The sequence below is a fragment of the Flexivirga meconopsidis genome (genome assembly GCF_026162425.1).
Lineage (GTDB): Bacteria > Actinomycetota > Actinomycetes > Actinomycetales > Dermatophilaceae > Flexivirga > Flexivirga meconopsidis.
The window spans coordinates 504,638-519,505 of sequence record NZ_JAOBQJ010000005.1 but is presented as its reverse complement, the minus strand read 5'-3'; the positions used below and the strand labels follow the sequence as shown (position 1 = coordinate 519,505).

General features: G+C 69.7%; 11 protein-coding genes. 7 read left to right on the top strand and 4 right to left on the bottom strand.

Features of this window, described 5'->3' with window-relative positions:
- Positions 1-2: 2 nt before the first annotated feature.
- The 5 genes from mtrB (at position 3) to N2M23_RS18915 (ending at position 5,916) form a co-directional block, all read left to right on the top strand.
- On the top strand, positions 3-1,691 hold the full coding sequence (mtrB, locus tag N2M23_RS18935) for an MtrAB system histidine kinase MtrB (protein ID WP_265447683.1): 1,689 nt from the start codon (positions 3-5) through the stop codon (positions 1,689-1,691).
- The gene (locus N2M23_RS18930; protein WP_265447681.1) at positions 1,691-3,508 is read left to right on the top strand and encodes an LpqB family beta-propeller domain-containing protein; all 1,818 of its coding nucleotides are present in this window, start codon (positions 1,691-1,693) and stop codon (positions 3,506-3,508) included. The genes mtrB and N2M23_RS18930 overlap by 1 nt, the downstream gene beginning before the upstream one ends.
- A gap of 100 nt (positions 3,509-3,608) precedes the next feature.
- Positions 3,609-4,328 (top strand): ComF family protein, encoded by a 720-nt coding sequence (locus tag N2M23_RS18925; protein ID WP_265447680.1) that lies wholly within the window; start codon positions 3,609-3,611, stop codon positions 4,326-4,328.
- A gap of 206 nt (positions 4,329-4,534) precedes the next feature.
- Positions 4,535-5,182: a ribosome hibernation-promoting factor, HPF/YfiA family gene (gene hpf, locus N2M23_RS18920; RefSeq protein ID WP_265447679.1), complete on the top strand. Its 648-nt coding sequence runs from the start codon at positions 4,535-4,537 to the stop codon at positions 5,180-5,182.
- Positions 5,183-5,193: 11 nt separating this feature from the next.
- Entirely contained in the window at positions 5,194-5,916 is a 723-nt protein-coding gene (locus N2M23_RS18915) for a response regulator (protein ID WP_265447678.1), read from the top strand.
- On the opposite strand, the gene N2M23_RS18910 is transcribed toward N2M23_RS18915, so the two are convergent.
- Together N2M23_RS18910 and N2M23_RS18905 are read right to left on the bottom strand one after the other, a co-directional pair.
- A complete protein-coding gene (locus N2M23_RS18910) occupies positions 5,913-8,186 on the bottom strand; it encodes a GNAT family N-acetyltransferase (protein WP_265447677.1) in 2,274 nt (757 codons plus the stop codon). The two genes, N2M23_RS18915 and N2M23_RS18910, sit on opposite strands and share 4 nt — an antisense overlap.
- Before the next feature lie 32 nt (positions 8,187-8,218).
- On the bottom strand, positions 8,219-9,913 hold the full coding sequence (locus N2M23_RS18905; protein ID WP_265447676.1) for a GNAT family N-acetyltransferase: 1,695 nt from the start codon (positions 9,911-9,913) through the stop codon (positions 8,219-8,221).
- Between the two features lie 80 nt (positions 9,914-9,993).
- On the opposite strand from N2M23_RS18905, the gene secA reads away from it, so the two are divergent.
- Positions 9,994-12,723, top strand: a complete 2,730-nt coding sequence (gene secA / locus N2M23_RS18900) for a preprotein translocase subunit SecA (protein WP_265447675.1) — start codon at positions 9,994-9,996, stop codon at positions 12,721-12,723.
- A gap of 6 nt (positions 12,724-12,729) precedes the next feature.
- Here secA and N2M23_RS18895 read toward each other — a convergent pair whose 3' ends face one another.
- Both N2M23_RS18895 and N2M23_RS18890 read right to left on the bottom strand, forming a co-directional pair.
- Positions 12,730-13,272 carry an Rv3235 family protein gene (locus N2M23_RS18895; RefSeq protein WP_265447674.1) on the bottom strand — a complete coding sequence of 181 codons (543 nt, stop codon included), beginning with the start codon at positions 13,270-13,272 and terminating at the stop codon, positions 12,730-12,732.
- Positions 13,269-14,054, bottom strand: coding sequence for a LysM peptidoglycan-binding domain-containing protein (locus tag N2M23_RS18890; RefSeq protein ID WP_265447673.1), 786 nt, complete (start codon positions 14,052-14,054; stop codon positions 13,269-13,271). Before N2M23_RS18890 ends, N2M23_RS18895 begins: the two co-directional genes overlap by 4 nt.
- Before the next feature lie 185 nt (positions 14,055-14,239).
- On the opposite strand from N2M23_RS18890, the gene N2M23_RS18885 reads away from it, so the two are divergent.
- Positions 14,240-14,782, top strand: a complete 543-nt coding sequence (locus N2M23_RS18885; RefSeq protein WP_265447672.1) for a hypothetical protein — start codon at positions 14,240-14,242, stop codon at positions 14,780-14,782.
- Positions 14,783-14,868 lie beyond the last annotated feature (86 nt).

The window sequence follows — 14,868 nt, the reverse complement described above, 5'->3', positions numbered from 1 at the left end:
CCGTGAGCGGGCTGCTGGGTGACCTGCGCGACCGCCTCGGACGGCTGGCCGTCCGGGGCGGCAAGGCGGTCGCCCGGCTCTGGCGGCGGTCGCTGCACTTCCGGGTCGTCGCGATCACGGTCCTGCTGGGTGCGATGGTCGCGCTCGCGCTCGGCACCTACATGTATCAGCGCATCGCCTCCGGGCTGGTGGACCGCGCCACCCGCATCACCGAGCAAGAGGGCCTGCAGCAGCGCGACAGCACGCAGCGCGCCTTCAACAACGCGCCCAACACCGACCTGGCGTCGCTGCGCTCGCTGGCCGACCAGATCGCCGGCAGCATCGGCTCCAAGGTGGGCGACCAGAACGCCCGCATCGTCATCACCCGAGCTCCGAGCAACAGCTTTCAGTCACTCGGGACGATCAGCACCCTGCCGGGCGACGAGTCGATCGTGCCGAACGAACTCCACAAGGCCGTCGAGCAGGACCCGAAGCACGTGCAGATCCAGATCGCGTCGATGCAGGTCGACGGGCGGGACACGCCGGCGGTGATCGTGGGGTCGCGCATCGTCATACCCAATGCCGGCGCGTACGACTTCTACCTGATCTCACCGATGTCCGCCGAGTCGCAGATGCTCGGCGTGGTCAAGACGAGCTTCGCGCTTGGTGGACTGGTGCTGGTGTTGTTGCTCGCCGGCATTGCGTACGTCGTCACGCGCATGGTCGTCACGCCCGTGCGGGCCGCCGCCCACGTCTCCGAGCGGCTGACCGCCGGCGCGCTCAACGAGCGCATGCAGGTCAGCGGCGAGGACGACCTGGCTCGCCTCGCGACCTCGTTCAACGCGATGGCCGACAGCCTGCAGCGGCAGATCCGGCAGCTCGAGGATCTGTCGCAGTTGCAGCAGCGCTTCACCTCGGACGTGTCGCACGAACTGCGCACTCCGCTGACCACGATCCGGATGGCGGTCGACATGCTGCACGCCAGCCGCGCCGACTTTGCCGCCCCGGTCGCCCGGTCCGCCGAACTGCTCAGCCGCGAGCTCGACCGTTTCGAGATCCTGCTCACCGACCTGCTCGAGATCAGCCGGTTCGACGCCGGGGCGACCACGGTCAGCGCCGAGCCTGTCGACCTGCGCGACATCGTCGCCCGAGTGGTCGAGTCGTCGACACCGCTGGCCGAGACCAACGGCGTCAAGCTGCGGGTGCACGCCCGCAAACCCGCTGTGGCTCCTATGGATTCGAGACGCATCGAACGCATCGTCCGCAACCTCGTGGCCAACGCGATCGAGCACGCCGAAGGCAAGCCGGTCGACATCACCGTCGCCGCAAACAGCACCGCCGCGGCGGTCGCCGTGCGGGACTACGGCGTCGGGCTGCGGCCGGGGGAGGCCGCGCAAGTCTTCAACCGCTTCTGGCGCGCCGACCCGGCGCGTGCCCGCACCACCGGAGGGACCGGCCTCGGCCTGTCCATCTCGCTGGAGGACGCGCGACTGCACGACGGCTGGTTGCAGGCCTGGGGCGAGCAGGGGAAAGGCTCGTGCTTCCGGCTCACCCTGCCGGTGCGTCCCGGTGTCCCGATCCGGCGTTCGCCGGTCACGCTGTCTCCGGACGACTCGGAGATCGGCGGGGCGATGCCGGGCGGCAACAGCCTGACGATCGGCACCCGCGCTGCGCTGCCCACCCTGCAGGCGCCACCGAGGCGGATGGACTGATGCGGCGCCGAATCCAACTGTTGTTCATCAGCTTCGTGACGACCCTGCTGCTCGCCGGCTGCGGCGGTCTGCCGAGCAGCGGACCGGTCCGGGCGGGTGGGGCGATCGACAACCAGGTGCCCGCCGCCGCCGGCAACATCGACTACCCGCCACCGCAGCCGGGCGCCTCGCAAAAAGACATCGTCAACGCCTTCCTCGACGCCGGGGCGGAGCGCAACAGTGACTTCCCGGCGGCGCGTAAGTACCTCACCCCGGAGGCCAGCGCGTCCTGGAAGCCGCGCACCGTGTCGGTCAGCGAGGGCCAGCCCGACACTCAGGTGACCGGCAACCAGGTGGTGACCGCCACGGTGAAGCGGGTCGCCACTCTCGACGACACCGGCCACCTGAGCCAGGGCTCCCAGCCGGCCACCGACAGTGTCCGGTTCAGCATGGCCAAGGTCGGCGGCGAATGGCGAATCTCCGCACTTCCCAAGGATTTTGGGCTGTGGATGCGCCAGGACCTCTTCGAGGGCAACTACCAGCCGCAGACTGTCTACTACCCGGCAGCACGCGGTAACACCCTGGTCCCGGACGTGCAGTGGTACCCGGCGACGGGTCTGGTCAGTTCGCTCGCGGCAGCCGTGCTGCGCGGGCCGTCGGAGTGGATGCAGGGTATGACGATGGCCGCGTTGCCGAGTGGCAGCGCACTCGGCGTCTCCTCGGTGCCGGTCGACAACAACGGCCTTGCGACCGTCGATCTCAGCGAGCGCGTGCTCGGTGCCACCCCGGCGCAGCGGACCGCGCTCTGGGCGTCGATGCTCGCCACGCTGCGGCTCGGGGACGTGCGGCGGGTGGTGCTCGAAGTCGGCGGCGCCAGACTGCAGGCGCCCGGTCTGCCGCAGGAGCCCACCACGCCCGGTGATGTCGGGTATCAGGTGGTCACCGGTGATTCCACTGCGATGATCGTCCGCTCCAGCGCGAGCCAGCTCACCTGGTACGACACCAATGACGTCGGCGGGGCGCCCGGTCGACCGCAGCAGCGGGCCGCCAACGGCCGGGTCAAGCTGCCCACGATCAACCGCAATTGGTATCGCCTCGCCGCATCCGGCGACGGCACCCAGATCGCCGCGGTCGACGGCAGCAACAGCCAGCTCGGGCGCTGGGTCGACGGCAAGCTGACGCAGCTGCGCGGCTTCGGCGAGAAGCTGGTCAGACCCAGTTTCTCGAGCGTGCACCTGGGTGGCAGCCAGTCGGTCGATGAGCTCTGGATCGCCGGTCAGTCGGCATCGTCCGCCGGGACGCGGCGGTCCAACCGATCCGGCGCGACGGTATGGGTGATCGACACCTCGTTGGCCGCCGCCAACGCCCAGCCACAGCCGATCGATGCGCCCTGGATCGGCGACCGTTCGGTGGTGGCCTTGAAGGTGGCACCGGAGGGCCAACGCGTCGCGCTCGTGCTCAAGGACGCCGAGGACCACACGACCATCTCCCTGGCCGGCATCGTCCGGGACAGCAAGGGAGCGGCCAGGTCGCTCACCAAGCCCACGACCGTCGCCCCGGCCGTCGACGACGTGCGCGACGTCGCCTGGATCGACTACGTCACGCTGGGCGTGCTCGGTGTCGGGCCGACCACCGACGCGGTGCACCCGCTCAGCGCACCGCTCGGTCAGTTCGTCACCGACCTCGGAGCGGCGCCGGGCGCGAACGGCCTGGTCAGCTCGGGCGCCGGCTCCAGCTCGCTCTACGTCACGACCGACCGCAACACCGTGCTGACGCGCGTGGGCGCCGCGTGGCAACCGGTCGACGGCGCGATCGACCTGATCGCTCCCGGCTCCTGACACCCGGCGGTCCACATCCCGGCGGTGTGCGCAGGGGCGGTCCACAGCCCGGATCGGTCCGGATTGTGCACGTCGCCCGCTGAGCCCGAGGCTGGCCGCGATGCAAACCTTCGCCGCGCTGCAGGCTCTCGCCGAGCTCGCGCTCCCGCGCTCCTGCGCCGGATGCGGTGAGCGGTCCTGCGCCGTGTGCCCTCGGTGCGCCGGCGCAGTGACCCTCGCCCGGGCGATCGAGGCCACCGCGACCTGGCCGTCCCCGACACCGCCCGGATTCCCGCGCACCTGGTCCCAGGTGCCGTATGACGGGCCGGTGGCGGCCATGCTGCGCGCCTTCAAGGACGCCGGTCGCTGCGACCTCGGCGACCGGCTCGGTCTCCTCCTGCGGGGTGCGATCGCGGCCGCGCTCGGCAGCGATGAGCCATTGCGCGACGCGCTGGCCTCGGGGCGTCCGGTGCTGGTGGTCCCGGTGCCCACTCGTGCGGGGTCGCTGCGCAGCCGTGGCCGGGACCCGCTGGCCGAGCTCACCCGGCACGCCCTCGCCGGCACGGCGCCGGCGCTACGGCAGGTCGCCGCGCTGCGGGCAGGACGGGCCGGTCAGGACCAGGCCGGGCTGGGCGCCGACGCGCGGTCGCGCAACGTTTCCGGCAGCATGGTGGCCGCGCGTGGCAGCCGGCTCGCCGGGGCCACCGTGCTGGTGGTCGACGACATCGTCACGACGGGCTCGACTCTTGCCGAGGCCGCGCGTTCGTTGCACGCCGCCGGGGCCGGCGCGGTGAGCGCCGCGACCGTCGCCGCGACGCAGCGCCATACCGCCCCGCTGTGAGCGCGCGATGGATGTTCGCGCATTGTGCGATTGGCGTTTACGTCGGACCCTTCGGTGGATTAACGTCAGGGGATGAAGCACAGGCTGCGTTCGGCGCCGCCGACAGCTGTGCTCGACTCCTGCACCTTCGGACTCCGGGGGTGGTGCCACGGCCGCTGAGGGATGCCGTCCCGCCTCTGCATGCGAAGTCGATGAAGGAGTGCACCATGGAGATCACCGTTACCGGACGCCACGTCGCGGTTTCCGAGCGCTTTCGCCGGCACATCGAGGAGAAGCTGGGCAAGGTCGCCCAGCTCGACCCGCGGGTCAGTCGTTGTGACGTGGTGATCACGCACGAAGCCAACCCCCGGCAGGCGAAGGAAGCGGAACGCATAGAGATCACCTGCCATGCCAAGCGGTCGGTCATTCGCGCCGAGGCGAGTGCCGACGAGGAGTACGCCGCGCTCGACGTGGCCATGACTCGCCTTGGTGAGCGGCTACGCCGCATGCACGACAAACGACGCATCCATCGGGGCCGGCGGCAGCCGATGTCGGTGCATGACGCGACGGCGGCCCTCACTCCGCCGGAGGACGACACCGTCGCCGAGGCAGCTCCGCTGCCGGCGCACATCGCCAAGGTCGGCGGCGACGAAGACTGTCCCATCCAGTTGCGCGAAAAGGTGCACACCAGCACCCCGATGGGTGTCGACCAGGCCCTCTACGAGATGGAGCTGGTCGGCCACGACTTCTACCTCTACCAAGACATCGAGACCGGCCGGCCGAGTGTGGTCTACCGCCGCCGCGGCTGGTCCTACGGCGTCATCCAGCTGGACGTGAGCGAGGCACCAGTGGCGCTTGCGGACGCTCCGGCGTGACTGAGCATCTGATGACCCATGACCGCGCGGCCCGGGACACCCCGGCCGCGCGGTCATTGCGGGTGCTGCTCGTCGAGGACTACGCGATCTACCGTCGCGGGCTGCAAACCGTCCTTGAGCTCGAGGACGGCATCGAGCTGGTCGGCGACGTCGGCACCGCCACGGAAGCCGTCGAGCGGACGGTGGCGCTGGCACCCGACGTCCTCGTGCTGGACATCTACCTGCCCGACGGCAACGGCCTCGAGGTCTGCCGTGCGGTGAAGGCGGCCGTCCCGCAGACCCAGATCCTGATGCTCACCGCCTCCGACGAGGAGGCCGACCTGGTCGAGGCGATCAAGGCGGGCGCCACCGGTTACCTGCTCAAGGATGTGGCACCCGAGCAGTTGCCCGGCGCGATCCGTGCCGTCGCCGCCGGTCAGGCGCTGTTGTCCCCGTCCCTCGCCTCGACCCTGCTCTCGGAATTTGCGGCGATGGTCCGCTCGACGCCGCAGGCCAGCACTGATCCGGTGCCCGCACTCACCGAGCGCGAGCGGGAGGTGCTGAGGCACGTGGCCCGTGGCTGGTCCAACAGACGGGTCGCCGAGGAGCTGTTCATTTCCGAGAACACCGTGAAGAACCACGTGCGCAACATCCTCGACAAGCTGCACCTGCGCAGTCGGGTGGAGGCGGCGATGTATGCCGTGCGCGGCGGTCTGATCGAGGACCCGGACACCGGCAAGCGCTCCACCGATTAGCTGTCCCTGCCGGCCACCCGGTCGAGCAGTAGCAAGTCGACGACACTGCCGTCGCCGAGCGCCTCGGCCTGCCGCGCCCGTCCGACCACCTGCAGGCCGGCATTCTGCAGCGCGCGCAACGATGCTTCGTTGCCCTCGGCGACGCCCGCCGTCACTCGGTGTACCCCGAGCCCACCCCGCCCGGGCGGCAGGAACGCGAAGGACGTCAACGCCTGCACCGCCGCGGAGGCGAGGCCATGGCCCCGGGCCTGCGCGGTGAGCCAGTAGCCGATCTCCGCCGAGGATGCCGGTCCGCCGGTGATGTGCTGCAGCCCGGCGACGCCGGCGAAGTCGTCGCTGCCGGCGCCGCACACGACCCACCACAGGCCGTGGGTCTCGGGTTCGGCGTATCTCTTCTCCCGCACGTAGTCGGCCGCCCGGGTGTCGACATCGTCCTGCGGGACCGACAACCAGTGAGCTACCTCGGGGTCGGCCCAGGTGCGCGCGAGGGGCGCGACGTCATCGGCGCGCAGTGGCCTCAACCGGACATCCGGGAAGTCCAGCACCGGAGGCGTGCTGGTGCGCTGGCTCTCCCGATCGTCGGTGGCGAGCAGCTCGAAGTAGGCGCCGTCGCTGATGGTGCCGTCGCTTCCGGTGTAAGCCTGCCGGTCCTGCCCCCAGCGGCGAAAGCCGGCTCCGGTAAGCAAGGCTTGGGAGGCGACGTTGTCGAGGTCCGTCGCGGCGTGCAGCCGGGTAAGCCCCATGCCGCCGTGGTCGGCCCGCGAAAAGGCATGTGGCACAACGATTTCCAATGCCTGCGGGAGGTAGCCGCGTCCACGAGCCTCTGGTAGGAGCCAGTAACCGATCTCGGCGGACGTGGCGGTGCCGTCGCCGATGCCGAAGAGCGACACGTCGCCGAGTGCTTGGTCGGTCGAGGGGTCGGCGATGCACCAGCCGACCGCGACGCCGGAGTCGACGTTGCGCCGACGACGCCGCCACCACGTGTCGAAGGTGTCGGGCGTCGGTTGTGCTCCGGCCGGCATGAACCTGGACGCGAGTTCGTCGACCTGCGAAGGCAGTGTGTCCCGGTCGGACTCGCGCCAGGGGCGCAACCGGATGGTGTCGGTCTCGAACACCGGTGTATGACGGGGCGAAACCGACTGTCCGGCGACGTCATCGGTGGCCAGCAACTCCCAGTTGAGTGCTCCGGTGTGTGCGCCGTCCGGTTGGGCCAGCACGGACCGCTCGGTGCCCCAGTTGCGGAAACCGGCCCGGCGCAAAACTCGCTCGGACGCCAGGTTGCGCTCGTCCGTGCCCGCCCGCAGCCGGTGCAGCCCGAGCCCGCTCGTGCCGCTGTCGTCGGAGCGCTCGGTGAAGGCATGCTGGCGCACCAGGTCCAGGGCGGTCGTCATCACCCCACGGCCACGTGCTCCCGGGTAGAGCCAGTATCCGACCTCTCCGGTGCCTGCGATGAAGTCGATGTTCATCCGGACGACCTGCACGTGGCCGAGCGGCTCGTCGGTGGCTGCGTCGGCGATGCACCAGAAGACGCTCTCGCCGGAGGCCATCCGCTCCTGCCGGTCCACCAGCCACGAGGCGAAGTCGGCAGGTGCCGGCTGCATGTTCGTCACCATCAGCCGCGCGCCGTCGTCGGGCGGCTGCAGTTGATCGTCCGCACGCCACGGCCGCAGCCGAATGCCGTTCTTCTCCAACACTTTCGGCTTCCACCACGGGTGGATCGGCACGCCGGTCCAGCCGTCCGCGTGCACGTGGCCGACCCACAGGTCCTCGGGTTCGCCACGGCCGTCGGTGGCCTGCGCCGGCCACACACCGTCGACGGTGAACCCAGCCGCCCATGCAGCGCGCCGCGAGCCCCAGTTGCCGCGTCCCGCACGCCAGGTGACGGTGGGCAGGCGCAGGTCGTCGAAGGCGTGCCGGACGACTCGGCGGATCGCGGCGCTGGTGAAGCCCTGCCCGCGGGAGTCCGGGTGTGTCAGGTAGCCGACCTCGCGCGCGGCGGGGGAGCGGCGGTGCAGGTTGATCGAGCCGACGTACTTCCCTCCCGCCTCGATAGCCCACACGTACTCGCTCTCGTCGGCCCACCCTTGCGCGACGTGCGCAAGATGTTCGCGGGCCTGCTCCTCGCCATACGGGTCCGGCAGAGACAGCCATTGCCGGGAGCGGGAATCGTTGCAACTGCTGATGATTCGCGGGATGTCAGCCTCGGTGTGGGCGCGCAACAGCACGCCCTCGCCAGTCAGTCGTGGCACATCCTGCGGAAACCGTGGCATGGCGGCAGCCAATCACGTGCCTGCGGCGCGCGCTACGTGGTTTCGTGACCCTCGGCATACTCACTGGCGAGCAACTCGAAGTAGGCGCTGTCGTGCGGTCGGCCGTCGGCGGTGACGAACGACTGGTGGTCCTGCCCCCACTGCCGGAAACCCGCACTTGCCAGGGTCAGCATCGACGCGTGGTTGTCCGACACTGTCTCGGCAGCAAGCCGTTCCAGCGCCAGGCCGTCGGTCGAGAAGGCGTGGTCGACAACCGCTTTCAGCGCCTCGGCAGTGACTCCGTTGCCGCGCGCATCCGGCAGCAGCCAGTAGGCGACGGTGCCGCTGCGCAACGGGCCGCCGAGGTCGCGCACGGACACGGCGCCGAGCACCCGGCCTGATTCGGCGTCGGTGACACACCAGCGCACGGCATCACCGGACAAGGCGTCGGCGCGCAGCCGCGCCAGCCACCTCTCGTACGACGCGGCGGGCGGTCGCGGGTCGATCCCCATACTGCCGACGAGTGCCGGGTCCCCCTCGGGTTCGGCGCTCGGAGCGTCGTTCTCGCCCCATTCGCGCAGCACCAGCCGTGCCGACCGCAGCGTCGGCACTGGGATCGCAGCAGTGCGCTGTGCGTCGCGGTCGTCGGTGGCGAGCAGTTCGTAGACCTGCTCGTCGGCGGTGCTGCCGTCGTCATAGCTGAGGGCGGAGTGCGCGGCACCGATCTGCCGGAAGCCGGCCGCATGCAGCACCCGCTGCGACCCCAGGTTGCCCGCGTCGACGAAGGCGCCGATCCGGCGTAGCCCGAGCCCGCCCTCCTCGAGCGGCGAGAAGGCATGTGTCACAAGGAGTTCGAGTGCTCGACCCACCGCTCCACGGCTGCGTGCATGCGGCTGGAGCCAATAGGCGACCATCGCGGTCTCGCGGTGCATCGGCAGGTTCATCCGGAAGAGCTGGATGCCGCCAAGGGGGCGGTCGTCAGTGGCGTCCGCGATGCACCAGAACACGCCTTCCCCGGAAGCCATGCGCTCCTTGCGGATTGTCAGCCACTCGGCGAAACCGTCGCTGGTGGGTGCGGACCCGTGCATGAAGCGGACGAGCGATGCGTCGCCATCGTCCTGTGGTGCGTCGTCCTCGCGCCAGGGCCGTAGCCGCACGGAGTCGTCGGTCAGCACTGCCGGTTCGAACCACTGGTTGCGCGGGGCGACCGGCTCGCCGGCGCGCAGGTGGCCGTACCACGTGTCCGCCACCTCGCCGAGGGCATCGACCCGCGACGCCGGCGCGATGCCGTCGACGACGAAACCGAGGGCCCACCCGACCCGGCGCGAGCCCCAGTTGCCGCGGGTCGCCCGCCATTGCAGCACCCGCAACCCCAGGTCGTCGAAGGCGTAGGCGATCGCCAGCCGCGCCGCGCCGGCGGCGACCCCGCGTCCGCGCGCATCGGGGTGCGCGGCATACCCGATCTCGGCCGTGCCGGGCACCCGGGCATTGAGGCTCACCGTGCCGGCCCACTCACCGTCGAGCTCCACCGCCCAGATCCGGTCGCTGCTGGACTCCCAGCCGGCGCGCACCGTGTCCAAGAAGGCCCGCGCCTCCGCATCGCCGTATGGCGCAGGCAGCGCAATGCTTGCTCTGCTGCCCGGATCGTTCGCGAACTCGATGACCCGGGGCAGGTCGTCCTCGCGCAGCGCGCGCAACACCAGGCGCTCGTCGCTGAGCTCTGGCACGTCGTCGGGGTAAACCGGCATGCCGGGCAGCAAACCACGTCCGCGCACCGATTAGCATGGGTGGGTCTGTCCACCTGTCTGTCATCCCGCGGGGAGCGTCCGTGCCGAAGGTTGTCGAAAAGGTTCTGCGAGCCGGTGAGGGCCGCACCCTCAAAAAGCTGCAGGGCATCGCCGCGCAGGTCAATCTGCTCGAGGAGGACTTCGAGGGGCTGAGCGACGCCGAACTCCGCGAGGAGACCGACAAATTCAAGAAGCGGCTCGCCGCGGGTGAGAGCCTCGACGACCTGCTGCCGGAGGCCTTCGCGGCCGTCCGCGAAGCCAGCAAGCGCACCCTCGGCAAGCGGCACTTCGATGTGCAGCTGGCCGGTGGCGCCGCGCTGCACCTGGGCAACGTCGCCGAGATGCGCACCGGTGAGGGCAAGACGCTGGTTGCGACGCTCCCGTCATACCTCAATGCGTTGACCGGCAAGGGCGTCCACGTCATCACTACCAACGACTACCTGGCCGAGTCGCAGTCGGAGATGATGGGCCGCGTGCACCGGGCCCTCGGCCTGGAGACCGGCTGCATCTTGGCGTCGATGACTCCCGAGCAGCGCCGGGTCGAGTACGCCAAGGACATCACCTACGGCACCAACAACGAGTTCGGCTTCGACTACCTGCGCGACAACATGGCGTGGTCCAACGACGAACTCGTGCAGCGCGGCCACAACTTCGCGATCGTCGACGAGGTCGACTCGATCCTGATCGACGAGGCCCGCACCCCGCTGATCATCAGCGGCCCGGCCGACGAGGCCACGCGCTGGTACACCGAGTTCGCCAAGATCGTCGAGCACCTCAAGCGCTCGCCGAAGAAGGAAAACTCCCAGCCCGGCGACGGCGACTACGAGATCGACGAGAAGAAGAAGACCGTCGGTCTGCTCGAGTCGGGCATCGAGAAGGTCGAGGACCTGCTCGGCATCGAGAACCTCTACGAGGCGCACAACACGCCGCTGATCGGCTACCTCAACAACGCGATCAAGGCCAAGGAGCTGTTCAAACGCGACAAGGACTACGTCGTGATGAACGGCGAGATTCTGATCGTCGACGAGCACACTGGTCGCATGCTCGCCGGGCGTCGCTACAACGAGGGCATGCACCAGGCGATCGAGGCCAAGGAAAGCGTCGAGATCCAGAACGAGAACCAGACGCTCGCCACGATCACGCTGCAGAACTACTTCCGCATGTACGACAAGCTCTCGGGTATGACGGGAACGGCTCAGACCGAGGCCGCGGAGCTCTACCAGATCTACAAGCTCGGCGTCGTGACGATCCCGACCAACAAGCCGATGATCCGCCAGGACCAGTCGGACCTGATCTACCGCACCGAGGAAGCCAAGTTCAAGGCGGTCGTCGACGACATCGTCGACCGGCACAAGGAAGGCCAGCCGGTGCTGGTCGGCACCACCAGCGTCAACAAGAGCGAATACCTCTCAGAACAGTTGCGCCGCAAGGGGATTCCGCACGAGGTGCTCAACGCCAAGCACCACGAGAGTGAAGCCGCGATCGTCGCGCAGGCAGGACGCAAGGGTGCGGTCACCGTGTCGACCAACATGGCCGGCCGAGGCACCGACATCATGCTCGGCGGCAACCCGGAGTTCATCGCGATCGCCGCGCTGAAGCGCAAGGGCCTGGACCCGGTGGAGACCCCGGAGGACTACGAGGCCGCCTGGGACGAGGCGCTTGCCAAGGCCGAGAAGGCGGTCGCCAAGCAGCACGAGGAGGTCGTCGAACTCGGCGGGCTCTACGTGCTCGGCACCGAGCGGCACGAGTCCCGCCGCATCGACAACCAGCTGCGCGGTCGCGCCGGCCGCCAGGGCGACCCGGGTGAGAGCCGCTTCTACCTGTCGCTGCAGGACGACCTGATGCGGTTGTTCAACGCCAACATGGTCGACCGCTTCATGCAGACCGCCAAGATCGAGGACGACGTCCCGATCGAGTCCAAGATGGTCAGCCGCTCGATCCAGAGCGCGCAGGGCCAGGTGGAGAGCCAGAACTTCGAGATCCGCAAGAACGTCCTGAAATACGACGACGTGCTCAACCGGCAGCGTGAGGTCATCTACGGCGAGCGGCGCAAGGTGCTCGAGGGCGCCGACCTGGAGGACCAGGTGCGGCACTTCATCAATGACACCGTCGATGCGTATGTCGACGGTGCCACGGCGGAGGGCTTCTCCGACGACTGGGACCTCGACACGCTCTGGAAGGCGCTGAAGGACCTCTACCCGGTGTCGATCACCGAGGGCGAGATCGAGGAGGAGGTCGGCGGCCGCGCCGGGCTGCAGCCCGACCTGCTCGCCGAGGAGTTGCGCTCGGACGCCCAGCACGCCTACGACGCGCGCGAGAAGGAGCTCGGCGACCGGGTCTCCCGCGAGGTCGAGCGCCGCGTGGTGCTCACCGTGCTGGACCGCAAGTGGCGCGAGCACCTCTACGAGATGGATTACCTCAAGGAAGGCATTCACCTGCGCCAGTACGCGCAGCGCGACCCGCTCGTGGAATACCAGCGCGAGGGCTACCAGCTGTTCGGCGCGATGAACGACGCGATCAAGGAGGAGTCGGTGCAGCACCTGTTCCAGGTGCAGGTCGACCCGGCCGAGATCGAGGCGTCACTGCCGGCGCCGAAGGAGAAGATGACCTTCAGCGCACCCGGCGAGGACGGCGCGGCCCAGGCACACGAGGTCGACGACGACGGCCGGGTGCTCGACGAGGACGACTCGAGCCTGCCGCGTGCCGAGCGACGCGCCAAGAAGAAGGCGAAGAAGTCTGCCGGCAAGCAGAAGGCCAAGTCGAAGCGGTAGCTCGTCTCAGCCCAACTCCATCGCGGTGACCATCCAGCGGCCGTCGACACCGACGAGCCGCAGGGCGAGTGCCCGCACCCGTCCTTGGTGGTGTACGACGATGCTCGCCTCGGCCACGCCGTCGTCCGGTTCGCACACGTGCACCTTGCGCACCCGGGGTGGTGCGATCGGATGTGCGCCGCGGCGCCGAGCGATGACGTTGCGCCGGTTGACCCGCTCCAGCACCAGCGGGCTGACCCAGCGGGCGATCTGTGACGGGGCGCGCACGCCGGTCATGCATTCCAGCATCGCCGCCGCGAGTTGACGCAGCCAGGGCTCCGGGTCGGGCAGTGCGGCCCGCTGGGTGGCCTGCGGGCCGAACATCGGGTCGAGGTCGGCGGCCCGCAGGTGCACGCGCAGGGTCGGCTGGGAGTAGCCGCGGCGCTGGTCGCGGGACACCGCGACCGCCTCGTCATACAGCAGATCGACGGCCTGCTCGTCGAGCGCGGGCGGTTGCCAGCCGATCGCCGGCCGAAGGCGCAGGGGTGCTGTGTAGGCGGGCAGGCTCATCGCGGGGTCCCTTCCATCGCGGTGTCGGGGGAGTGCAGGCGGGTGCCGACCCGCAGCAGGTCGGGATCGTCGCCGATGAGGTCGCGGTTGGCGGCATACCAGCGCGGCCATTCGGCGGCGATCGCGGTGGCGTCGGCCTGTGGTCCGAGCTGCTGCGCGACGAGCGACCAGAGGCTGTCGCCACGCCGGACCACCACCTCGCCAGAGTCGTCGGGGACCGGGCAGCCGGTCACCAGCCCGGCCGAGTCGCGAGCCGTCTGGTCGGTGCGGGCGGGCGCGTCCGGCACCCAGCCCGGGACCGGCGGTGCCTCGCTGCCGCACGAATCATCAGCGGTTGCAACCACATTCGCTGCAGGTATGGCGGGAGCCGCGATCATTCGCACCTGCGCCGGGCGGGCCGGGGCTGCGACGGCGACCGACGTGCCGGCCGTGCCGAATGCGGTGACCGCGAGCAGGACGCCGGGCAGTCGACCGACCAAGCCGGAGCTCGAGGGTGGCGCCGGTGCGCGACCCTCGCGCCGCGCAAGCCCAGCACCACTGCGCGACTCGCGCAGCGACGCGGCGGCCGAGGCGGTGAGCAACGCGGCCCACAGCAGCGCGAGGGTAAGGGCGCACCACAGCACCAGCGGGAGCGCGTCGAGCGGCTGGACCGATGCAGACCGGTCGAGCCTGGCGGTTTCGCCGACCGCGGTCCACCCGGCGGCGATGGCCGCGACGAACAGGCCGCCGGCAGCGGTCGTGCCCAGTGCGATGGCGCGGACTCGGTGCGCGGTGCCCCTCATGACGATCGTCCCCTTACCCGTCGACCGATATCCCTCACGGGTGACGGCCCGTGGGTCAAACGTCATCAATCGACAACAACTGACAATAAACGCACTTAACCACATGCGAGTGCGGTTGTCCACGTTTAGCGACGTTTAATGTCAGATGATGTCAAATGATGCTGATTGAAGCTACGGTGTGCGTCATGCGTTGGCAGCAGCTTTTCGCCGATCTGGAGGCGCAGCTGGCGGCGAGCGCCCGACTGGAGCAGGCCGCGGAGGTCGCCGACCGCACCCGACGCGAGCGCGCCGAGGTCTCTTGGCTCGATCGCGCCGCCCGCTCGGAGGGCGCCTCGATCGCATGCACCACGGCCGCGGGCGTGGTGCGGGGGACGTTGGACGATCTCGGCAAGGACTGGCTCTTGGTGCAGGAGCACGGGCGACACGCGGCACTTCTGCCGACCGCGGCCGTGCTCTCGGTGGTCGGCCTCACCCTGCGCAGCGACGACGATCGTGGGATGGGTCGTCGTTTCGGGATCGGCGTCGCGTTACGAGCAATCGCCCGGGACCGCGCCGCGGTCGCCGTGCACGACATCGCCGGCGGCCTGGCCACCGGCACCGTCGACAGAGTCGGCGCGGATCACCTGGACCTCGCCGAGCACCCGGCCGATGCGTTACGCCGCCCCGGAGCGCTCACCGGCCACCGGGTGATCCCGTTCGGTGCCATCGCGGTGGTCCGCCGCGCCTGAACTCCCATCCGGTCGAGCGTGCATAAGTCGAAACGGTTGCGGCGTGTGCGCGCGTCTGGCCTCGTGGGCGTGCATAAGTCGAAACG

What these genes read in the sequence shown, in the direction of transcription:
- N2M23_RS18930 (WP_265447681.1), top strand. Translation starts at nt 1,691, where the DNA reads ATGCGGCGCCGAATCCAACTGTTGTTCATCAGCTTCGTGACGACCCTG.
- N2M23_RS18925 (WP_265447680.1), top strand. Translation starts at nt 3,609, where the DNA reads ATGCAAACCTTCGCCGCGCTGCAGGCTCTCGCCGAGCTCGCGCTCCCG.
- hpf (WP_265447679.1), top strand. Translation starts at nt 4,535, where the DNA reads ATGGAGATCACCGTTACCGGACGCCACGTCGCGGTTTCCGAGCGCTTT.
- N2M23_RS18915 (WP_265447678.1), top strand. Translation starts at nt 5,194, where the DNA reads ATGACCCATGACCGCGCGGCCCGGGACACCCCGGCCGCGCGGTCATTG.
- N2M23_RS18910 (WP_265447677.1), bottom strand. Translation starts at nt 8,186, where the DNA reads ATGCCACGGTTTCCGCAGGATGTGCCACGACTGACTGGCGAGGGCGTG.
- N2M23_RS18905 (WP_265447676.1), bottom strand. Translation starts at nt 9,913, where the DNA reads ATGCCGGTTTACCCCGACGACGTGCCAGAGCTCAGCGACGAGCGCCTG.
- N2M23_RS18895 (WP_265447674.1), bottom strand. Translation starts at nt 13,272, where the DNA reads ATGAGCCTGCCCGCCTACACAGCACCCCTGCGCCTTCGGCCGGCGATC.
- N2M23_RS18890 (WP_265447673.1), bottom strand. Translation starts at nt 14,054, where the DNA reads ATGAGGGGCACCGCGCACCGAGTCCGCGCCATCGCACTGGGCACGACC.
- N2M23_RS18885 (WP_265447672.1), top strand. Translation starts at nt 14,240, where the DNA reads ATGCGTTGGCAGCAGCTTTTCGCCGATCTGGAGGCGCAGCTGGCGGCG.